This window comes from Streptomyces hyaluromycini (assembly GCF_002217755.1).
Classification (GTDB): domain Bacteria; phylum Actinomycetota; class Actinomycetes; order Streptomycetales; family Streptomycetaceae; genus Streptomyces; species Streptomyces hyaluromycini.
In genome coordinates, this window is record NZ_BCFL01000028.1 from 224,536 (window position 1) to 244,470 (window position 19,935).

The window sequence follows — 19,935 nt, forward strand, 5'->3', positions numbered from 1 at the left end:
CTGCGCCCCTCACCCCGTCCGGCGTTCGCGGATCCGGTCAGCCGTTGGGACGCAGCGTCCAGACGACCGTCATCTCACCCGTGACAGCCCCGTCCTCGCGCGTGATGGCGACGGCGACCGGGAACTCGGGGCGCTTGCCCTCGTCGAGTTCGGCGACGACGTCGGCGATCGGGCGGCCCAGCGTCGCGGTGGCCTTGACCGGGCCGAGGGCGACCTTCTTGTACGCGATCTCGGCGCTGACGGCGAGCGGCACGGCCCGGGAGAGCTGGTCGCCGAAGGCGGCCAGCACGATCGCGCCGCTCGCGGACTCGGCGAGGGTGAACATCGCGCCCGCGTGCGGGCCGCCGATGTGGTTGTGGAAGTCGCCCTGGTCCGGCAGGGACAGCACGGCCCGCTCCGGAGTGGTCTCCAGGTACTCCAGGTTGAGGGTCCGCACCATCGGGACCGTGGCGGCGAGCATCTCGCCGATCGACATCTGGTCAGTGCTCATGACGGTCATGTTACTCACGGGTAGAACAGCCTGACCAGAGCCGATGCGGTGATCGTTGTCAGCGTTGACGCCACGGTCCGCGAGATCCTCTCCGCGGTACGGCTGTACGACGTCCCGGCCGGCCGAGGCGCCGGTACGGTTCCGGCGACGGCCGGTGACCGGGACGTGTCACGGGCGGCACTAGGGTTACGAGCCATGTGGCCAGAACAGCAGCCGCCAGGGGGCGAGCAGTACCCGCAGAACAACCCGTATCAGCAACCGGGTTACCAGCAGCCGAATCCGTATCAGCAGCCCGGCTACCAGCAGTATCCGCAGCAGGGCGGGTACGGGCAGCAGCCGCAGTGGGGCCCGCCCGGGCCCGCCGGCGCTCCGCAGGCACCATCCGGCGGGGGCGGGGGCGGGGGCGGAGGCGGAGGAGGCGACCGCACGAAACTGGTCGCGATCATCGCGGCGACGGCCGTCGTGGTGGCGGCCGGGGTGACCGGGTTCCTGGTCCTCGGCAGCAAGAAGGACGACCAGGCGGACACCGGCAGGAACCGGCAGGCGACCCATGCACCGGCCGTCTCCGCCTCGGCCTCCGCCTCCGCCTCCGCCTCCGCGTCGGCGGACGACGATCCGCGCGGTGACGACGGGACCGAGAAGCCGACGGTCGCGGGCTGGAAGACCGTCGTGAACCCCAAGTGGGGCACGGCCTTCGACGTGCCGGCCGACTGGGAGGTCCTGACCTCGGGGACGTCCGTCGGCTTCGAGGACAAGGACGGCAAGCCGCTCATCACGATGTCGGCGCCCGCCCAGTACAAGTCGAAGTGGTGCACGAGCGACGACGACAAGGACGGCAGGACCGAGGACACGGCCCTGGCGGCGGTGGGCACCAAGGGCGAGAGCGGCGCGAAGACCGGGGGCGACGCGGCCGTCCGGGAGGTCCCCTGGTGGGTGTACGGCGGCTACACGTACCCGGACAAGAAGACCATCACCTGGGACAAGAAGGCCACCGCCTACACCACCGCGTCGGGCCTCAAGGGCGCCTACGCCTGGGCGCGTTCGACGAACACCCCGCAGAAGGGCAAGTGCGCGAGCGACGGCAAGGCGATCACGTTCGGCTTCGAGAACTCGGCCGGCGACCTGGTGTCCTGGGACTTCTACGGTGCCAGGGGAGTAAACGGCGAGGTCCCGACGGCGACGGTCATGAAGATCCTCAGCACGGTCCGGCTGCACGGCACCCCGACCGGGGGCTGACGCCGGCCGCGGACCGCCCGCCCGCGGACCGCCCGCCCGGGGACCGCCCGCCCGGGGACCGCCCGCCCGGGCATCGGATGCCCGGGAGTCGGATGCCCGGGAATCGGATGCCCAGGAATCGGATTGGCAAGGCGGGCTTCCGACGGGGATAGTCGGGCGGTGACCTCCGCCTCCGACTCCCCCGGCACCCCTGTCCGCCTGCGCAGACCCGCCTGGGCGGGCCGCAACTACAGCCTGCTGACCGCGGCGACGATCGTGACGAGCCTGGGCGCCAACGGCTCTCTGATCGCCGCCGCGTTCGCGGTGCTGGACGCGGGCGGCGACGGCGGGGACGTCGGCCTGGTGGCCGCCGCCCGCACCTTCCCGCTGGTGCTGTTCCTGCTCGTCGGCGGCGCGGTGGCGGACCGCCTCCCCCGTCATCGCGTGATGGTCGCGGCCAACGCCCTCAACTTCCTCTCCCAGGGCGCCTTCGCCGTCCTCGTGCTCACCGGCGAACCCCGCCTGTGGCAGATGATGCTGCTCACCGCGCTGGGAGGTACCGGCCAGGCGTTCTTCAGCCCGGCCGCGGAGGGCATGCTGATGTCCTCGGTGAGCGGCGAACAGGCGGGCCGTGCGTTCGCCGTGTTCCGGATGGCGATGCAGAGCGCCGCCCTCGGCGGTGCGGCCCTGGGCGGCGCGCTGGTGGCGGCGGTGGGCCCCGGCTGGGTGCTGGCGGTGGACGCGGCGGCGTTTGCGGTCGCCGGTGCGCTGCGCTCGTTCCTCGACGTCAGCCATGTCCCGCCGCGCGCGCCGGGCGAGGGGATGCTGGCCGATCTCCGGGAGGGCTGGCGGGAGTTCGCGGGCCGCCCCTGGCTGTGGGGGATCGTCGTCCAGTTCTCGGTCGCGAACGCGATGGTGGGCGCCGCCGACGCGGTGTACGGCCCGCTGGTCGCCCAGGACAGCCTCGGCGGCCCGGGACCGTGGGGTCTCGCCCTCGCCTGCTTCGGCGCGGGCACGGTGGCCGGCGCCCTCCTGATGACCCGCTGGAAACCCCGCCGGCTCCTCTTCGTCGGCACCCTCTGCATCTTCCCGCTCGCGCTCCCCTCGGCTGCGCTGGCGGTACCCGTCTCCGTGGGAGTCCTCTACGCGGTGATGTTCGTGGCGGGCACGACGGTCGAGGTCTTCGGCGTCTCCTGGATGACCGCGCTGAACCAGGAGATCCCCGAGGAGAAGCTCTCCCGGGTCTCGGCGTACGACTGGTTCGGCTCCGTCTCCCTGCTGCCCCTGGCGACCGCGCTGGCGGGCCCCGCCGAGCAGGCCTTCGGCCGGGGCCCGGCCCTGTGGGGCTGCGCGGGCGTGGTCGTCGCCGTGACGGCCGCGGTGCTGCTCGTCCCGGACGTACGCAACCTCACCCGGCGCACGGTCCCGGTCACCGCGCAGCCGTCGGCCGTCTCACCCGATCCCGAACGTTCCGCCGGGGGGCTCGGGTGACGGTACGGCGTCGGCGTCCCCGACCGGCCGGGCCGCGCCGACGAACTCCCGCAGGGCGGGCCCGTGTTCGACCCGCGCCGGAAAGGCGTCGGCGGCCGTACGACGGGCCAGCGTGCCGGCGTCGATCGGCCGGTGCGAGGCGATGAGCACCGCGTTCCCGAACCGCCGCCCGCGCAGCACGCCCGGCTCGGCGATGAGCGCCAGTTCCTCGAAGACGGCGGCGAACGTGGCGAGTTGAGCACGCAGGAAGCCGAAGGGGGCGGAGTCCGCGAGGTTGGCCAGGTAGACCCCGTCACCCCTCAGCACCCGCTCGGCCTCCCGCGCGTAGCCCAGCGAGGTCAGGTGCGCGGGAATCCGGGACCCCCCGAAGACATCGGCGACGATCACGTCGGCGGAGTCCGCGGGCGCCGCTTCCAGCCAGCGCCGCGCGTCGGCGGCGTGCAGGGCGATCCCGGCGCCGTCCGTCAACGGCAGATGCTCGGTGACCAGCTCCAGCAGCTCCCGGTCGGCGTCCACGACATCCTGCCGGGACCCCGGCCGGGTCGCCGCCACGTACCGGGGCAGCGTGCAGGCGCCCCCGCCGAGATGCAGCACGTCCAGGGGCGCGCCGGCCTCCGCCACGGCGTCCAGCACATACCCCAGCCGCCGGGCGTACTCGAACTCGAGATGCGTCGGCTCGTCGAGATCCACATACGACTGCGGCGCCCCGTCGACGGTCAACAACCAGGCCCGCTCCCGATCGACGTCGGGCATCAGCTTGGCGGTCCCGTGCTCGGTGACCCGGACGACGGGTATGGATTCGTTCACTTCTCCATTGTGCGGTGCCCGTGCCGGCTCAGGGGCGCGGGGGACTGCGCGACCGGCCCCCGCCGGCCCGCAGTCCCCCGCACACCGCAACCTCACTCCACCGAGGTCACGGTCCCCGCCCCCACCGTCCGGCCGCCCTCACGGATGGCGAACCCCAGCCCCGCCTCCAGCGGAACCTCCCGTCCCAGCTCCACGGTCATCTCGACCGTGTCCCCGGGCCGGGCGACCGCCGTCTCACCGAGGTCGACGTCCCCGACCACATCCGCCGTACGGATGTAGAACTGCGGCCGGTACCCCGTCGAGACGGGAGTCGTACGACCCCCTTCGCGCCCCGACAGGACGTACACCCGCGCCGAGAACCGCCGCGCCGGCACCACACTCCCCGGCGCCGCCACCACATGCCCCCGCCGCACCGCGTCCCGGGGCACGCCCCGCAACAACAGCGCCACGTTGTCCCCGGCCTGCGCCTCGTCCATCGGCTTCCCGAAGGTCTCCAGGCCGGTGACGACGGTCTCGACGTCCGCGCCGAGTACCTCCACCCGGTCCCCGACCCGCACGGTCCCCCTCTCCACGGCACCGGTCACGACGGTCCCGCGCCCGGTGATGGTGAGCACGTTCTCCACCGGCAGCAGGAACGGCGCGTCCAGATACCGCTCCGGCATCGGCACGTACGTGTCCACCGCGTCGAGCAGCGCCTCGATCGACGCCGCCCACCGCGGGTCCCCCTCCAGGGCCTTCAGCCCGGAGACCCGTACGACGGGCACGGAGTCGCCGCCGTAGCCGTGCGCGCTGAGCAGCTCCCGCACCTCCAGCTCCACGAGCTCGACCAGTTCCTCGTCGGCCGCGTCCGCCTTGTTCAGCGCCACCACCACGTGGTCGACGCCCACCTGCCGGGCGAGCAGCACGTGTTCGGCGGTCTGCGGCATGATCCCGTCGAGCGCGGAGACGACGAGGATCGCCCCGTCCAGCTGCGCGGCCCCGGTGACCATGTTCTTGACGTAGTCGGCATGGCCCGGCATGTCCACGTGGGCGTAGTGCCGGGTGTCGGTCTCGTACTCGACGTGCGCGATGTTGATGGTGATGCCGCGGGCGGCCTCCTCGGGGGCCCGGTCGATACGGTCGAACGGCACGAACGTGCCGGTGCCGCGCTCGGCGAGGACCTTGGTGATGGCGGCGGTCAGGGTGGTCTTGCCGTGGTCGACATGGCCCATCGTGCCGATGTTGAGATGCGGTTTGGTGCGGACGTATGCCGTCTTGGGCATGGCTGTACCTCGAAGCCTGGTCAGCGATGATGAGTCTCGTCAGGGCGAGACGCGGGGACCCCGGGGAACCGGCCGACCCTCCCCCTGCGGGGTCCGCCGGACTTTCCGGGGAGGGTCAGCTTCGGGCGCCGTCGACAGCGGCCGCGAGAACGGGGACGGCAGCCTTCGGCGCATCCGCGACTGCGGATGCTGCGACGAGGAAGGCGAACCGGAACATGACACAGATCATGTCCGACGCGTCGCCCCACGTCGAACGGTTTTCCGCGACGCCGATTTCGCCCAATGGACCGCATCCATACGGCGATCACACATCCGCTTCGGTTAGTGTCGCCGAATGCTCGATGCCAACCGCTCTGGCACCGCCACGGCCCCTCCCCGGGTCGCCGCCAAGGAGCTGACCATCGCCGTGCCCGTTCCGGTGAGCTTCGGCGCGCGCTGCACGCGCGTGCTGCTGTCGCCGTGGTCCCGGCTGTCCCTGCTCGTCGCCCTGCTGGCGGCCGCCGCGTCGTCGGTGCTGCTCTTCGAGCCCCAGAAACTGATGACGCAGGGCTGGCCGCCCCAGGTGGCGGGCGCCACCGCGGTGGTGATCTTCGCCGTGGCGTACGGGCTGATCACGGTGGCGTTCGTGCCCCGGCCGATCCTGAACCTCGCGGCCGGTGCGCTGTTCGGCTCGGTGACGGGCATGGGCGCGGCCATGGCGGGCACCGTGCTCGGGGCGTGGATCTCCTTCGCGCTCGGCCGGATGCTCGGCCAGGAGGCACTGCGCCCGCTGCTGCGCGGCCGGCTCCTGAAGGCGGCGGACAACCAGTTCAGCAGGCACGGCTTCCGCTCGATGCTGGCGGTACGCCTGTTCCCAGGCGTACCGTTCTGGGCCGCGAACTACGCGGCCGCCGTCTCCCGCATGCGGTACACCCCGTTCCTGGTCGCCACCGCCCTGGGCTCGATCCCGAACGTGGCCGCGTACGTCGTCGCAGGCGCCCGAGCCTCGACACCGACGTCCCCGGCCTTCCTGATCTCGGTGGCAGCAATCGTCGTACCGGCGGTGGCAGGAGCAGTACTGGCCTGGAGAAAACGCCACCACCTACGCCCCAAGCCATAGCGCCCCGATATGCGGCTACCGCCGCGTGGGCGCGAAGCGCCCCTTCAGGGGCGCGGGGCTGTATGCGATATGCGGCTACCGCCGCGTGGGCGCGAAGCGCCCCTTCAGGGGCGCGGGGAACTGCACGACCAGCCCCCACGGCGCGCCAGCCGCCCAACGACACCACGCGGCACCCCCCCTAGGCGCACCGCCCCCTACCGAACCGCTTCCAAAATCATCGCGTTCGCCAGCCCACCCGCCTCACACATGGTCTGCAACCCGTACCGAGCCCCACGCTCCCGCATCGCATGCACCAGCGTCGTGGTCAGCCGGGTCCCGCTCGCCCCCAGCGGATGCCCCAGGGCGATCGCCCCGCCGTTCACGTTCACCTTGGCGAGGTCCGCCCCGGTCTCCTGCCGCCAGGCCAGCACCACGCTGGAGAACGCCTCGTTCACCTCGAACAGGTCGATGTCCTCGATGCCGAGCCCGGCCCGCCGCAGCACCTTCTCCGTCGCCGGGATCACACCGGTCAGCATGAGCAACGGGTCGGAGCCGGTCACGGCGAACGCGTGCAGCCGGGCCAGCGGCCGCAACCCGAGCCTCGCCGCGGTCTCACCGGAGGTGATGAGCACCGCGGACGCCCCGTCGTTGATCGGGCTCGCGTTGCCCGCCGTGACGTTCCACTCGATCTGCGGGAACCGCTCGGCGAACCCGGGGTCGTAGTAGGCGGGCTTGAGCCCGGCGAGGATCTCGGCGGTGGTACCGGGCCGTACCGACTCGTCACGGGCGACGCCGTCCAGCGGAGCCACCTGCGCGTCGAAGAGCCCCGCCTCCCACGCGGCCGCCGCCTTCTGGTGCGAGGAGGCGGCGAAGGCGTCCATCTCCGCGCGGCCGAGCGACCACTTGGCGGCGATGAGCTCGGCGCTGATGCCCTGCGGGACCAGGCCCTCCGGGTAGCGCGCGGCGACTCCGGGACCGAAGGGGTCCTTGCCGGCCGGCACGTTGGACCACATCGGCACCCGGCTCATCGACTCGACGCCACAGGCGACGACGACGTCGTAGGCGCCGGACATGACCCCCTGCGCGGCGAAGTGCACGGCCTGCTGGGAGGAGCCGCACTGGCGGTCCACCGTGGTCGCCGGGACCGTCTCGGGGAAACCGGCGGACAGGACGGCGTACCGGGTGGTGTTCATGGCCTGCTCGCCGACCTGGTCGACGGTGCCGCCGATCACGTCGTCGACGAGGGCGGGGTCGATGCCGGAGCGCTCGACGAGGGTGCGCAGGGTGTGGGCGAGGAGTTCTACGGGGTGGACGTGCGCCAGGGACCCGTTCGGCTTGCCCTTCCCGACGGGGGTGCGTACGGCTTCGACGATGACTGCGTCACGCATCACGGGGACCTCGATTGCCAGTCTCGATTACCGGTGAGTAGGAAATCCGAACCCACCATAACTCCACGAGTTTGAAAATCCAACCCTCCACTAGACTGGCCCTATGGCCGCCCCCAAGGACCCCCGCCCGTGTTCGATCGCCGACGCCCTCGCGCTCGTCGGCGAGAAGTACTCCCTGCTGGTCCTGCGGGAGGTGTGCCTGGGCAACGGTCGCTTCGACCAGCTGGTGCGCAACATCGGCGCCCCGCGCGACATCCTGGCCACCCGGCTGCGCCGGCTCGTGGACGCCGGGATCCTCACCAAGCGGGTCTACAGCGAGCGGCCGCAGCGCTTCGAGTACCTGGCCACGCAGGCGGGCCTCGAACTGCAGCCGGTCCTGTTGACCCTGATGGCCTGGGGCGACCGCCACCTCCACCCGGACGGCGACCGCCCCATGGTGATCGAGCACGGCTGCGGGAAGACCCTCACCCCGGTCGTCACCTGCGCGGCCTGCGGCGACCCGGTGCGGCACGGGGACTCGACGGCCCACCCGCAGGCACCGGGCTGGACGGTCACCGGGCCGATGACGGCCTGAGCCCGCCGGAAACCGCTCGGGGCCCTGCCGGTCATCGAGTGAAACCTCGGTCACTTTTGCGACCGGGGCGGCCTCGTCATTCCGGGTGCTTGGCGCCTCTTCTCTACGTCAGGGTTGAAACCTCCTCACGTACTGAAGGACACGACTCGTGCACCAACTCGCCCAGAGCGCGGTCCTGGCGATCGGCACGCTGGCCCACGCCAGGACGATCGCCAGGTGGGTCCGCGACCGCTCCCGGGAACGACTTCACCGTTCCGTCCTGCGGGAACTCGCCCGGACCGGCGGCACCGTCCGGGAAGAGCACCGGGGGCGTGGCGGCACCGTACTGATCTGGGAACTCCAGCTGCCCGAACGGCGTGTCGAACCGGAGCGGAGTCCCATGGCGGCCCGGACCGCGGCCCGCACTCACCGGCCCCGCCGCCGCAGGTGCACCGCCGTCCCCGCGGCAGGGCGGTCTTCCCGCACCGGCGGAGCGGGCGGGGGCCAGTGACCTCGCAGCCTCCGGCCAACGAGGCCGCGCGGGCATACGACGCGGATTTCGCACCGTTCTTCGCCGACTACCAGCCCAAGGCCGTGCGGTACGTCGTCTCGCTGGAGCCCGCGATGCCCTACCACGACGTGCGCGAGATCGTCAGCCAGGCCTTCCTGTCGACCTACACCCGTTGGGACGAGATCGCGAACCCCGGAGCCTATCTGTTCCAGACATTGCGGAACGGCATCAGAGGGCACCACCGAACCTCGGTTCGCAACGCCCTGCTGCTGGAGAGGCTCACGCCCTCCCGGACGTCCCAGGTCGACTCCCCCGATCCCCTCGAAGGAAAGATCGCCTACGACGATGTCATCGCCGCCTTGCAGCAACTGCCCCCGAAAATGCGTCAAGTAGCCGTCATGAAGTGGATGCTGGACCAGCCGGACTCTCTGATCGCCGAGGCGCTCGGTATCCGCCGCAGCACCGTGACGACCCATCTGACCGAGGCCGCCAGGCGGTTGCAGAAGCTCTTCGGCACCACGGCGACAGGGCGTGGGACGGGAAAGGAGGAGCGATGACCAGCGAGAGCCATGACGCCGAGCCCGGTCTCTTCCCGGATCCCTCCATCACCGACCGATTCAAAGTGGCGGCAGACTATGTGGACGAGCAGCACCCGCTGCTCACCGCCGAGGCCCAGGCGGCCATGCTCGCGTGGGTGCGGGAGACCGCCGCACAACTCTCCCCCGCCCCGGAGCCGGCCGCCGCGCCCCCGCCGACGGCCATGTCATCTCCGTACCGGCACGAGGGCTCCGCCGCGGTGTCTCCGGGGAGGCGGGCAGGTCTCGCCACCCTCACCAGGCACCGCCGCGCGACCGCCTTCGCCATGGCGCTCGAAGAGGATGACCGGGCGCAGGCGGAGACTGCTCGGCCCACGGCCGCCGAAGTCGAACGGACCGAGCAGGGTGCGCTGTTGGCCCTGGCGACGGGTCTCACCGCGCTGCCCAAGCCGGAGCTCGACCCGAAGGTGAAAGTCGTCCAGCGGGCCCAGTTGGTGGCCGCGATGGAGGCCATGCCGGCGGAGGGCACCCTGGGCGGGGCGGCGGACGCTTCGGTTCCCGAGCAGCGTGCGCCCCGTTCCAAGGGCGCACACCGGGCCGGCCCGCTGGGCAAGCTGCGGCCGCGTTCCCGGCTCGTCAAGGCACTCACCGCGGGCGGCCTGAGCGTCGGCGTGGCCGCCGGAGCCTTCGGCGGGGTAGCCGCCGCCAGCTCCGACGCCCTGCCCGGCGACTCGCTGTACGGCCTCAAACGCGGCATCGAGGACTTCAAGCTCGACTGTCTGGCCGACGGTGACGACCAGCGCGGCCAGACCTACCTCGACCAGGCCTCGACCAGGCTGCTGGAAGTGCAGGGCCTGCTGGTCCGGCAGAACGGCGCAGCTGCCGACGCGCGGAGCACGGCCGAGCTCCGGGTGGCGGTGACCGGCTTGCGGTACGACACCTCCGAGGGAGTGCGTCTGCTCCTGATCGCTCCCGGCGAGTCCGCTCGCGAGGAGGATGCGCAAGCGGCGATCGAGGCGCTGTCGGCCTTTTCCCAGGAGCACCGCCGGACCTGGACGGTGGCGCGCGCCCAGTTGCCACCCGCGCTCTTTGACGTGAGCCGGGAGGTCACCGCTCTCTTCGACACCATCGACCGGCACGTCGACGCGACGCCCGGCACTTCCCCGGCGCATCCCCCGGGACGCTCCGCCGTGTCCGGGGAACCTGGTCGAACAGCCCGGGAGCGCGGCTCCGGCGCCTGAACCGCCCGGGGTTGACCGTGACGACGGTCCACCCCGGCAGATGGGGAGTTCCGCCGCGCATGCCGTCGGCGGCGGTCCGGCCGTAGACACCCGGGGCAACACCGCGACACCGCCCCGCGGCGCCGCGAACACGACCGCCACGTCACTCACCAGGGATGCGACTCCAGGTATTTGGCGATGTCCGCGCGCTCCCAGGCGCCGTCGCCGATGACGACCCGGTAGCGGCGCCGGAGGGTGTCGCCGGGGGCCAGTTCCAGCTCGTCGTGGAAGGCCCAGGAGGGGGCGATGCCGGCGAACGGGTCGTTGCGCACGAACCAGTGGGCGGGGTGGCTGCCGTGGGTGCCCGAGTGGTCGTTCTCCGGGGCGTGTTCGAAGACGACGGTGGCATGGCCGTCGGCGCCGTCGTGCTCGCCGGACAGGGCCAGCCAGGCGGACCGGGAGCCCATGAGCTCCGGCCCCTCCCCCTCGGGGCCGATGATCCGGCCGTCCCGGAAGGCGCGCGGGCCGCGCCAGAACAGGCCGGTGTAGCCCGCCTGTTCGCGCCCGGCCGTGGTCGGGCTGCCGAACAGCAGCGGTTCGGCACGGCGGTTGGTGATCGCGCTGGTCCAGGTGAGCGCCCAGGAACCCGCCCCGGGGTCCACGTCGTGGACCTCGACGCGGCGCCGCTCCTCCGCCCACAGGGTCCCGTCGTACGGATGCCAGGTCAGCCGCTCCGCGACGACCAGACGGCCGTCGGCCGAGGACAGCTCGTCGAAGCCGGCGTGCCGCATCGAGCCGACACGCTCCGGGATGGCGAGGTAACCCTGGCCGTGGACATAGGAGTTGCCGCCCCACAGGTTCGCGCCCGACAGGTGCGAGGCGGTCAGGGAGAGGCCCTTGTGCCAGCGGTGGTCGTTGGGGCGGTAGTCGGTGACGACGTCCCCGGCGAGGGTACGGATCGGGTGCAGGTAGGGCCTCGGCGCCTCCCAGGCCGCCTCGGGCCGGTAGACGTACGAGAAGAGCTGTACCCCGGTGACCGGCTCGGTCACGGTGATCCGGTCGCCGTGGGTGTGCGTGATCCGCAGCTCGCCGCTCATGCGGACACCTCCTCGCGCTCGGCCGGCGCCCAGCCCGGGGCGCCGCCGTGCAGGGCCGTGTAGTAAGGATCACCCGGACCGATCTCGCCCGCGCGGACGGTCGTGCCGGTGAACGCCGCCTTGTACAGCGCGGTGACCAGCTCCAGGCTGGTGCGCCCGTCCGCGCCGCTGCTGCGCGGCCGCTCCCCCGCCCGCATGGCGGCGACCAGTTCGCGCAGCTGGGCCAGGTGCGAGCTGGGCACGTCGGGACCGAAGTCCCGCCAGACCGCCGCCTCGTCGGCGGGGACGCCCGGGGCCGGGGTGATGCGCCAGTTCTCGTTGCCGTGCCCGTACAGATGGGTCAGTTCGACCGTCGCGCGCTCGCAGTCGATGCGGATGCGGCTGACCTCGTCGGGGCTGAGCACGCTGTTCACGACGGTGGCCAGGGCGCCGTTCGCGAACCGGACCAGGGCGGTGGAGACGTCCTCGGTCTCCACGTCGTGCACCAGCCGGCCGGCCATCGCCCGCACCTCGCCCCACGGCCCGAGCAGGTCGAGGAGCAGATCCGTCTGATGGATGCCGTGGCCCATCGCCGGACCGCCGCCCTCGGTCGCCCAGCGGCCCCGCCAGGGCACCGCGTAGTAAGCGGTGTCCCGGTACCAGGTGGTCTGGCAGTGGGCGACCAGCGGACGGCCCAGCGCCCCCTCGGCCAGCAGCCGCCGGACATGGGCGGCCCCGGAGCCGAACCGGTGCTGGAAGACGATGGACGCGTACGGCCCGCCGTCCGTGCCCTCCTCCGCCTCGACCGCGTCGAAGTCGGCGAGACTCGGCACCGGCGGCTTCTCGCACCACACCCAGGCGCCGGCCCGCAGCGCGGCCACCGTCTGGTCCCGGTGCAGGGTCGGCGGGGTGCCGATGGTCACCAGGTCGGGCCGCTGCTCGGCGAGCATCCGGTCCAGGTCGGTGTAGGCGTGCGGGATGCCGGCCTCGGCGCAGAACTCCTCGACGGCGGTGGCATCGATGTCGACGGCGGCGACGACCTCGGTCTCACCCTCCGCGGCCAGCCGGGCGAGGGCGGGCAGATGGGAGCCGCGCCCGATGGCGCCGGCGCCGACGACGGCGGCTCGGATGCGCCGCCCGGCGAAGGGGGGTGTCGAGCGGGGGGAGCGGGGCATGGACGTGATCAGCACTCCTCGGGCGTGTACCTGCGGTGGGCGAACTCCCGCCCGAGTCGCGCCGCACCCGCACCCTGACGTGCGGGAGCAAGCGCTTTCTCCTGCAGAAACGTAAGCGGCGGCACCTTGACCGGTCAACACCCCGTGGCCGGCCGTCCGTCTGCCGAACCCCCTGTGTCCTCGCTGTCACTGCGGCCCGCTACGCTGCCGTTGCACGCGCGTGATCACGTGCGCCCGTCCGATGCACGTGCGCCCGCGCGACCGCCAGCCCCTTCCACACCACCGCCAGCCCCTTCCACACCCCTGGGACGCCGTACCTTCATGTCTTGGTTTGAATCGCTGGTCCTCGGCCTCGTCCAGGGGCTGACCGAGTTCTTGCCCGTCTCCTCCAGCGCGCATCTGCGGCTGACCGCGGCCTTCTCCGGCTGGGAGGACCCGGGAGCCGCCTTCACCGCGATCACCCAGATCGGCACGGAGACCGCGGTGCTGATCTACTTCCGCAAGGACATCGGGCGGATCGTCTCGGCCTGGTTCCGGTCGCTGTACACCAAGGCGATGCGGCGCGACCACGACGCCCAGACGGGCTGGCTGGTGATCGTCGGCTCGATCCCGATCGGTGTGCTGGGCGTGACGCTCAAGGACCAGATCGAGGGCCCGTTCCGCGATCTCCGGATCACCGCGACCATGCTCATCGTCGTCGGCATAGTCATCGGCGTCGCCGACCGGCTCGCCGCCCGCGACGAGACGGGCGGCAAGCACCGGACGCCCAAGCAGCGCAAGACGCTGGAGAACCTCGGGGTCAAGGACGGCCTGATCTACGGCCTCTGCCAGGCCTGCGCCCTAATCCCCGGCGTCTCCCGCTCCGGTGCCACCATCAGCGGCGGCCTGTTCGTGGGCTACCGGCGCGAGGCGGCGGCCCGCTACTCCTTCCTGCTCGCCATCCCGGCGGTGCTGGCCTCCGGCGCCTTCGAGGTCAAGGACTCGGTGGGCGACGGCGAGGTGGCCTGGGGCCCGACCCTGTTCGCCACGGTGATCGCGTTCGCGTCCGGCTATGCGGTGATCGCGTGGTTCATGAAGTGGATCTCCAACAAGAGCTTCATGCCGTTCGTCTGGTACCGCATCGCCCTCGGCATCGTCATCATCGCCCTGGTCTCGGCGGACGTCCTCAGCCCGCACGCGGCGGAGTCGGCAAGCTGAGCAGGCCGAGCAGCGCCCCGAAGGGGCGCGGGGCTGTAATGAATGTGCGGCCACCGCCGCGTGGGCGCGCCGAGCCCCCACGGCGCCGCGGAGGAACGACGGCACAGCGCGGCGCTTCCGGCCGAGCGCTCAGCGGTCGGCGGCCGGCGTGCCCTGGTGGTAGTACATGCGCCAGCCCGTCTCCGTGAGGCGCCACAGGGAGCTGCGCCAGGCCCGGCGGCCCTGGTTGTCGGCGCAGTAGGTCAGGTGCACGATGCCCGGGGCCAGTACGGTCCCGGACATCTCGGTCACCTCGACCGGTGACTCGGGGGACACCGATCCGCCGCTGGTCACCGTCAGGATCGACGTCGCGTCCCAGCGGCGGCCGGACACCCCGACCTCGGTGAAGTCCGGATCGAGCAGTTCCAGGACGAGGTCCGGGCGGGCGCGCACCTCGGGATCGAGAAGCCGCAGCTCCGCGTCGACGGCCGCCTGCACCGCCCGATGGTTCTCGTCGTCACTCATACGCCGACCCTACGGACACTCCGTCGCCGCGGACAGCGGATATCCGCTCGGGATCAGCCCAGCTTGAGCAGCAGATCCGCGAGTTCGGCCGGCATGGTGATCATGCAGTCGTGGCCGGTGGGCAGCTCCCACACCTGCTCCGTCTCGGGGACCGGACGGCGCACGACGCCCTCCGGGACGTTCGCCACGCAGTGGATGTGGGTCCGGGGGACGGCGCGAACGGCCGGATCGTCCAGGCGCACCGGCTGCTGGAAGCTGCGCACCGACTGGTCGGACAGCGTGCTGCGCAGCCACGCCACGTCCGCCGCCTCGGTCACCCCGAACAGCCCGTAGGGCGACGGCAGTTCGGGCAGCGGCGGGACCCGCCAGCCGCTGTCGGACGCGAGGGCCCGGTCGATCAGGGCCCGGGTCACGGGCTGGATGTCGGCCGCGGTCTCGCCGTGCTCCGGGACCATCGCGTCGAGGTAGACCAAGTGCCCTATGCGTTCCGGGACTTCGTTGGCCGCCGACGAGACGACCAGCCCCGCGTAGCTGTGTCCGACGAGGACGACGTCGGTGAGGTCCTCGTCCCTGATCAGCCCGACGACGTCGGCCACATGGGTGTCGAGGCCGACGTCCGGGCCGAGCAGACGGGCCTTCTCGCCCTGACCGGTCAGAGAGGGCGCGTACACCCGGTGCCCGGCCGCCGCCAGCAGGGGAACCACCCGCTCCCAGCACTCCCCGCTGTGCCAGGCGCCATGTACCAGCAGATAGGTCGACATGATCGTGCTCCTTCGTTGCAAGTCGCTGTCACCGGCCACGTTCGCGGCCCGGCTCCGGCCGGGGCAGTGCCCCGGTGATCCTGGGGGTGACAGGACCAGGCACGGGCACGGGGACCGCATTACGGTGGCGGGATGACCGACGAACCGAACCTGCTGGGCGCCTACGTGCGCGCCCGCCGCGAGCTGGTCACGCCGGAGCAGGTCGGCATTCCCGTGCTGGGGGTACGGCGGGTGCCGGGCCTGCGCCGGGAGGAGGTCGCGATGCTGGCCGGCATCAGCTCCGACTACTACCTGCGCCTGGAGCAGGGCCGCGACCGCAACCCCTCCGTACAGGTCCTGGAGTCCCTCGCCCGCGTCCTGCGGCTCGACGAGGACGCGACGGCGTATCTGCTCCGCCTCGGCGCCGGCCGGCCCCGCCGGCGCCGGCGCCGGGCCCGGCGGGAGACCGCTTCGCTGGGCGTCGCCCAGCTCGTCGCCGCCCTGCCGCTCCCCGCCCTCGTCGAGGGCCGCTACTTCGACGTCCTCGCCGTCAACGCCCTGGCGACGGCGCTGTCACCGCGCTTCTCGGTCGGCGCCAACCGGCTGCGGGACACCTTCCTCGACCCCGCCGAGCAGGCCCTTCACCCCGGCTGGGAGGAGGCCGGTGCCGGTATGGTCGCCGGCTTCCGCAGCTCCGTCGGGACGGACACGGACGACCCCCGGGTCATCGAGCTCGTCGGCGAACTCTCCCTCGCCAGCCCGCACTTCAGCCGGCTCTGGGCCCGGCACGACGTGGCGTCCTGCGACGGCGCGGCCAAGGTCATCGACCACCCCCAGGTCGGCCGTCTGCGGCTGAACCGGGAGCGGCTGAGCGTCAGCGGCACGGCGGGGCAGACGCTCGTCGTCTACCACCCGGACCCGGGCAGCGACAGCGCCGAGAAGCTCGCGCTGCTCGCCTCGGTGCTGCCGACGGCGTGAGGACGGCCGGGCGCCGCATCTCGGCCAACCCCCGACTACCTTTGTTTTCAAGGGGTTTGGGATCGCCGCACCGGCTCCGGCGAGGACGAAGGCCTGCACAGGGGCGTACGGCCCGGTCGGAGTCACGGCCGGCGTCCTGGCAAATGCCAAGGCGTGGCCGCCCGTCCGCCGTATCGCCCGTGACCAACCCCATACGGTCTGCGTAGTGGCCCGGTGGCGCAGGGTCAGTTCTTGCCCCTACGCTGTTCGGTATGTCCCCCGATTCCCGAACCCCTGGTTCCGTGCGGTCTGCTGCCGAGGTCAACGAGCACATCCGCGCGCTGTGGCTGCGTGCGGGCGGAACACTGTCGGCCCAGGAGCGGACGGAGTACGAGCTGCTGGTGGTCGAGTGGGCCGCGGCGATCCGCGAGCAGATCATCGAGGCGGCCTGACCGGCTGAGGGGTCAGCGGCCGCCGGAGACCCGCAGCACCGTGCCCGTCGTATAGGAGGCCTCGGTCGACAGCAGCCAGGCGATCGCGGCGGCGATCTCCTCGGGCTCACCGGCGCGGCCCAACGGCGTGGTGGCACCGACCCGGCCGGCCCGGCCGGGGGCGCCCATCGCCGCGTGGATCTCCGTGTCGATCACACCGGGCGCCACCGCGTTGACCCGCACGCCGTCCGGGCCGAGTTCCTTGGCGAGGCCCACGGTGAGGGCGTCGACGGCCGCCTTGGTCGCCGCGTAGTGGACGTATTCGCCGGGGCTGCCGAGGGTTGCCGCCGCCGAGGACACGTTCACGATCGCACCGCTGCCGCGCGGTCCCATCAGCCGGGCCGCCCGGCGTGAACACAGCAGCGTACCCAGCAGGTTGACTTCCACGACCCGGCGCAGGTCCGCGGTCTCCGCGTCGGCCAGCCGCCCGAACGGCCCGGTCACCGCGGCGTTGTTCACCAGCCCGGTGACGGCACCCAGCTCCCGCTCAGCCGTGTCGAACAGCCGCTCCACATCGGCCTCCACGGACGTGTCCACCCGGACGACGGCACACCGCGCCCCGCCCTTGCGCACCCCCTCCGCGACCGCCTCGGCGGCATCCGCGTCCCGGACGTAACCGATCACCACATCGTGCCCGTCGGCCGCGAGCCGCAGACAGGTCGCGGCGCCGATACCCCGGCTGCCACCGGTGACCACCGTGACGGGACGTGCCATCGCCAACCTCCTCGATCCGACCGGACAGCGATCTTACGACCGCAACTGCGCAAGCATCCCGTCGGCCACGGGGTACGGCCCCTCCTCGGGCAACAGCCCATCCACCGCGTCGAGTTCACCGGCCCGGACAGCGCGTGGACCTGGCCTCACCCGAGAGGCCCAATGGGCGGGAGCGGTGCGGCAGCGCGTTGAAGTGCAGGTCCCGCTCGGGATCCCACTGCACCCGCGCGGGCGCACGCCCAAACTCCCGTTGCCAGGCGGCCTGTTTCTCGTGCAGCCCGAAGACGCCTCCTGCCCCTCCCTGGCGCCCCAGCCGCGGCGGTACATCATCCAATCGCAGGATGGCTTGATCCACGTCAAGCCCCGCTCACAGACCTTCTGCCGTACCGCTCTCCTGCGCTTCGAGAAGTTCATCGCCGTGCTCGGTCACCCAGCGCCCAAGTGCCGTCATCGGACCGTCGACCAGACTCTGTCCCAAGCCGGTCAGCGCGTAGTCGACACGCGGTGGCGCCTCGGCATGTGCGTGGCGCTCCACCAGCCCGCCCGCGAGCAGACGATGCAGAGAGTCGGTCAGCACCTTGTCGCTGATGCCTCCGATTGCAGCGCGCAGCTCGCGGCGTCGGCGCGGTCCCAGGCGAAGGGCCGCCAGTACAACGGGATCCCAGGTATGAGCGAAGAGATCGGTGGCCGCGCGCAGCCAGCAGTCGGCGACCCACTCGTGGCGGTGGGCGTCGTCTTCAGTCATCTCGCCGCCCGTCATCGTGTGTCCGGCACGCACTGATTGGTGCGTAACGCTGTGCCTACCGTAATCACCCGACCGACGGCTATGGGAAAGGCACGGATCAGATGCGTATCGGGATCCTGGGAACGGGGACACTGGCGGCGGCCCTGGGTGAGGGCTGGGCACGTGCGGGGCATGAGGTGGCGATCGGCGGACGGTCACAGGTCAAGGCGGAGAGGCTCGCCGAGCGTCTGCGCCACGAAGTGCTCGCTGTCCCGCCGCGTGAAGCGGTCACCGGGTGCGACGCGGTGCTCCTCGCCGTGTCCTGGGACGGCGTCGAGGACATGCTGGGATCGGTGGGCGCCGCCGACGGCGCGCTCGCGGGGATGCCGTTGATGGATCCCACGAACGCCGTCACGCACGGCGTCGGCACTCTGCTGGTCGAACCCGGTGAGTCGATGGCGCAGCGGATCGCCGGCCTTGCTCCCGGAGCCGGGGTGGTGAAGGCGTTCCATCTCTTTCCCGCCGACCAGTGGACGAGGCCGTCCGGTGACGGCCGGTCCCGTGTGACGGTGGCGATGTGCGGTGACGATGCGGCGGCACTGCGCGTCGTCGGCGAACTGATCCGTGACGTCGGCGGAGTCCCGGCGACTACGGGGACGCTGGATCGCGCTCGCCAGCTGGAGGAGGTGGCGGGTTTCGTCATAGGCATGGCCTTCGCGGGCTTCGTCCCCGGCTCCGCGATCCCTCACGCCCCGTCGGACGACGGACTGGCCGGCTCACAAAGGTAGTCAAGCCTCGTTCGCAGACCTCCTGGGACACCGCCTTCAGGCGACGTCGTCACGTGGGAAGGCGGCGTCGTGTCGTCCCCCTTGCACAGCGGCCGGCACCCGGCTCGATGCCGTGGCCAAGGACCAGGGCTCGCCTGGGCCGTCTACGATCCCCGGTCATGACCGATGACGCGCTCGACCACTCCCGGCCCGGTCCGATCACCCGCTTTGCCACCGACCAGTTGTGGCTCATCGAGGGCCTGCCGGCCGACCCGGTCGGTATGTGTGCTGTCGTACAGAGCCTGGTCATCCAGCCGACCGATGCCGCCGCGCTCGGCGTTCCCGAAGAGCGGCTCGGGGAGAAGAACATCCGGCCGGTGAACGAGTTGGTCGCCACGCTGACCGCGCTGGACCCCTCCCCTCTGCACCACCCGCGGCCCCCGGAGAGAAGGGTGGTGGGCACGTGCCGCCACTTCGCCACCATCGCCTGCGCGATCCTGCGGGCACGGGGCGTCCCCGCCAGGGCCAGGTGCGGCTTCGGCACCTGCTTCCTGGCGGGACGCGGCCTCGACCACTGGATCACCGAGTACTGGAACGCCGGTGAACGGCGCTGGATACGCGTCGACACGGAACATCTGGGCCACGGCTACGTCGAGCGCCCGGAGGACCTCGCACCGGGCGAGTTCCTGACCGGCGGCGAAGCGTGGATCCAGTACCGCAAGGGGCTGATCGATCCACAGCTGTTCGGGGTATTCGGCACTGATCACGCCTGGGGACCCGCGGAGATCAGCGGCAACGCCGTCCGCGACCTCGCGGCCCTCTGCAAGCTGGAGATGCTGCCCTGGGACGAGTGGGGCCTGATGACCGAGGCCTACGAGGGCAGGACCGGCCCCGACTACGACCAGCTCGTCGACACGGTCGCCGAGGCCTGCCTCGGCGAGGATCCGGCCGCCCTGACCGCTCTGTTCGCCAACGAGGATCTCGCGGTCCCCCGCCACATGATCAGCCTCTGATCAGCCCCGGCTCACCGCTTCAGCAC

The 19,935-nt window shown here is 71.9% G+C and carries 23 protein-coding genes and 1 pseudogene; 12 read left to right on the plus strand and 12 right to left on the minus strand.

The features are described 5' to 3' along the window. Nucleotides 1-37 precede the first annotated feature (37 nt). Nucleotides 38-475 (minus strand): DUF4442 domain-containing protein, encoded by a 438-nt coding sequence (locus tag SSP29_RS38490; RefSeq protein WP_089105668.1) that lies wholly within the window; start codon nucleotides 473-475, stop codon nucleotides 38-40. Between the two features lie 210 nt (nucleotides 476-685). On the opposite strand from SSP29_RS38490, the gene SSP29_RS38495 reads away from it, so the two are divergent. Both SSP29_RS38495 and SSP29_RS38500 read left to right on the plus strand, forming a co-directional pair. Next, nucleotides 686-1,726 (plus strand): DUF8017 domain-containing protein, encoded by a 1,041-nt coding sequence (locus tag SSP29_RS38495; RefSeq protein ID WP_089105559.1) that lies wholly within the window; start codon nucleotides 686-688, stop codon nucleotides 1,724-1,726. A 159-nt stretch (nucleotides 1,727-1,885) separates the two neighbouring features. Further along, nucleotides 1,886-3,196, plus strand: coding sequence for an MFS transporter (locus SSP29_RS38500; RefSeq protein ID WP_089105560.1), 1,311 nt, complete (start codon nucleotides 1,886-1,888; stop codon nucleotides 3,194-3,196). Here the strand turns inward: SSP29_RS38500 and SSP29_RS38505 are convergent. The 3 genes from SSP29_RS38505 to SSP29_RS58815 form a co-directional block, all read right to left on the minus strand. Further along, on the minus strand, nucleotides 3,158-4,003 hold the full coding sequence (locus tag SSP29_RS38505; protein WP_089105561.1) for a spermidine synthase: 846 nt from the start codon (nucleotides 4,001-4,003) through the stop codon (nucleotides 3,158-3,160). The two genes, SSP29_RS38500 and SSP29_RS38505, sit on opposite strands and share 39 nt — an antisense overlap. A gap of 92 nt (nucleotides 4,004-4,095) precedes the next feature. Continuing rightward, entirely contained in the window at nucleotides 4,096-5,265 is a 1,170-nt protein-coding gene (gene tuf / locus SSP29_RS38510) for an elongation factor Tu (protein WP_089105562.1), read from the minus strand. A gap of 115 nt (nucleotides 5,266-5,380) precedes the next feature. Then, nucleotides 5,381-5,548 (minus strand): hypothetical protein, encoded by a 168-nt coding sequence (locus SSP29_RS58815; RefSeq protein ID WP_167450088.1) that lies wholly within the window; start codon nucleotides 5,546-5,548, stop codon nucleotides 5,381-5,383. 51 nt (nucleotides 5,549-5,599) lie between these two features. Between SSP29_RS58815 and SSP29_RS38515 the strand changes: the two genes are divergently transcribed. Beyond that, nucleotides 5,600-6,364, plus strand: a complete 765-nt coding sequence (locus SSP29_RS38515) for a TVP38/TMEM64 family protein (RefSeq protein ID WP_089105563.1) — start codon at nucleotides 5,600-5,602, stop codon at nucleotides 6,362-6,364. A gap of 194 nt (nucleotides 6,365-6,558) precedes the next feature. On the opposite strand, the gene SSP29_RS38520 is transcribed toward SSP29_RS38515, so the two are convergent. After that, a complete protein-coding gene (locus SSP29_RS38520) occupies nucleotides 6,559-7,731 on the minus strand; it encodes a thiolase family protein (protein ID WP_089105564.1) in 1,173 nt (390 codons plus the stop codon). A 103-nt stretch (nucleotides 7,732-7,834) separates the two neighbouring features. On the opposite strand from SSP29_RS38520, the gene SSP29_RS38525 reads away from it, so the two are divergent. The 4 genes from SSP29_RS38525 to SSP29_RS38535 all read left to right on the plus strand — a co-directional run bounded on the left by SSP29_RS38525 (nucleotide 7,835) and on the right by SSP29_RS38535 (nucleotide 10,572). Beyond that, nucleotides 7,835-8,305, plus strand: coding sequence for a winged helix-turn-helix transcriptional regulator (locus SSP29_RS38525; protein ID WP_089105565.1), 471 nt, complete (start codon nucleotides 7,835-7,837; stop codon nucleotides 8,303-8,305). Nucleotides 8,306-8,453: 148 nt separating this feature from the next. Then, the gene (locus SSP29_RS58820) at nucleotides 8,454-8,795 is read left to right on the plus strand and encodes a hypothetical protein (protein ID WP_167450100.1); all 342 of its coding nucleotides are present in this window, start codon (nucleotides 8,454-8,456) and stop codon (nucleotides 8,793-8,795) included. Then, nucleotides 8,792-9,352 carry an RNA polymerase sigma factor gene (locus tag SSP29_RS58825; RefSeq protein ID WP_167450101.1) on the plus strand — a complete coding sequence of 187 codons (561 nt, stop codon included), beginning with the start codon at nucleotides 8,792-8,794 and terminating at the stop codon, nucleotides 9,350-9,352. The genes SSP29_RS58820 and SSP29_RS58825 overlap by 4 nt, the downstream gene beginning before the upstream one ends. Further along, nucleotides 9,349-10,572: a DUF5667 domain-containing protein gene (locus tag SSP29_RS38535; RefSeq protein WP_089105567.1), complete on the plus strand. Its 1,224-nt coding sequence runs from the start codon at nucleotides 9,349-9,351 to the stop codon at nucleotides 10,570-10,572. The genes SSP29_RS58825 and SSP29_RS38535 overlap by 4 nt, the downstream gene beginning before the upstream one ends. Before the next feature lie 146 nt (nucleotides 10,573-10,718). Here the strand turns inward: SSP29_RS38535 and SSP29_RS38540 are convergent, their stop codons facing one another. Continuing rightward, the gene (locus SSP29_RS38540; protein WP_089105568.1) at nucleotides 10,719-11,648 is read right to left on the minus strand and encodes a DUF6807 domain-containing protein; all 930 of its coding nucleotides are present in this window, start codon (nucleotides 11,646-11,648) and stop codon (nucleotides 10,719-10,721) included. After that, nucleotides 11,645-12,802 (minus strand): Gfo/Idh/MocA family protein, encoded by a 1,158-nt coding sequence (locus tag SSP29_RS38545; RefSeq protein ID WP_089105669.1) that lies wholly within the window; start codon nucleotides 12,800-12,802, stop codon nucleotides 11,645-11,647. The genes SSP29_RS38540 and SSP29_RS38545 overlap by 4 nt, the downstream gene beginning before the upstream one ends. Nucleotides 12,803-13,123: 321 nt before the next feature. On the opposite strand from SSP29_RS38545, the gene SSP29_RS38550 reads away from it, so the two are divergent. Then, nucleotides 13,124-13,999: an undecaprenyl-diphosphate phosphatase gene (locus SSP29_RS38550; RefSeq protein ID WP_089105569.1), complete on the plus strand. Its 876-nt coding sequence runs from the start codon at nucleotides 13,124-13,126 to the stop codon at nucleotides 13,997-13,999. Between the two features lie 129 nt (nucleotides 14,000-14,128). Here the strand turns inward: SSP29_RS38550 and SSP29_RS38555 are convergent, their stop codons facing one another. Then, nucleotides 14,129-14,503, minus strand: coding sequence for a nuclear transport factor 2 family protein (locus SSP29_RS38555; protein WP_089105570.1), 375 nt, complete (start codon nucleotides 14,501-14,503; stop codon nucleotides 14,129-14,131). A gap of 53 nt (nucleotides 14,504-14,556) precedes the next feature. After that, nucleotides 14,557-15,264 (minus strand): alpha/beta fold hydrolase, encoded by a 708-nt coding sequence (locus SSP29_RS38560; protein WP_089105571.1) that lies wholly within the window; start codon nucleotides 15,262-15,264, stop codon nucleotides 14,557-14,559. Nucleotides 15,265-15,396: 132 nt separating this feature from the next. Between SSP29_RS38560 and SSP29_RS38565 the strand changes: the two genes are divergently transcribed. Further along, a complete protein-coding gene (locus tag SSP29_RS38565) occupies nucleotides 15,397-16,221 on the plus strand; it encodes a helix-turn-helix domain-containing protein (RefSeq protein WP_089105572.1) in 825 nt (274 codons plus the stop codon). A 251-nt stretch (nucleotides 16,222-16,472) separates the two neighbouring features. After that, the gene (locus SSP29_RS57130; RefSeq protein ID WP_089105573.1) at nucleotides 16,473-16,652 is read left to right on the plus strand and encodes a hypothetical protein; all 180 of its coding nucleotides are present in this window, start codon (nucleotides 16,473-16,475) and stop codon (nucleotides 16,650-16,652) included. Between the two features lie 12 nt (nucleotides 16,653-16,664). Here the strand turns inward: SSP29_RS57130 and SSP29_RS38575 are convergent, their stop codons facing one another. The 3 genes and pseudogenes from SSP29_RS38575 to SSP29_RS38585 all read right to left on the minus strand — a co-directional run bounded on the left by SSP29_RS38575 (nucleotide 16,665) and on the right by SSP29_RS38585 (nucleotide 18,150). Continuing rightward, the gene (locus tag SSP29_RS38575) at nucleotides 16,665-17,405 is read right to left on the minus strand and encodes an SDR family oxidoreductase (RefSeq protein WP_089105574.1); all 741 of its coding nucleotides are present in this window, start codon (nucleotides 17,403-17,405) and stop codon (nucleotides 16,665-16,667) included. Between the two features lie 33 nt (nucleotides 17,406-17,438). After that, nucleotides 17,439-17,765 (minus strand): annotated as a pseudogene (locus SSP29_RS57135) (DUF4291 family protein); the annotation flags it as partial. 7 nt (nucleotides 17,766-17,772) lie between these two features. Then, nucleotides 17,773-18,150 carry a winged helix-turn-helix transcriptional regulator gene (locus SSP29_RS38585; RefSeq protein WP_089105670.1) on the minus strand — a complete coding sequence of 126 codons (378 nt, stop codon included), beginning with the start codon at nucleotides 18,148-18,150 and terminating at the stop codon, nucleotides 17,773-17,775. 101 nt (nucleotides 18,151-18,251) lie between these two features. Here SSP29_RS38585 and SSP29_RS38590 point away from each other — a divergent pair, with 101 nt between their 5' ends. Both SSP29_RS38590 and SSP29_RS38595 read left to right on the plus strand, forming a co-directional pair. Then, on the plus strand, nucleotides 18,252-18,917 hold the full coding sequence (locus SSP29_RS38590; protein WP_089105575.1) for an NADPH-dependent F420 reductase: 666 nt from the start codon (nucleotides 18,252-18,254) through the stop codon (nucleotides 18,915-18,917). A gap of 158 nt (nucleotides 18,918-19,075) precedes the next feature. After that, the gene (locus SSP29_RS38595; RefSeq protein WP_089105576.1) at nucleotides 19,076-19,909 is read left to right on the plus strand and encodes a transglutaminase-like domain-containing protein; all 834 of its coding nucleotides are present in this window, start codon (nucleotides 19,076-19,078) and stop codon (nucleotides 19,907-19,909) included. The last annotated feature ends 26 nt before the right edge of the window (nucleotides 19,910-19,935 follow it).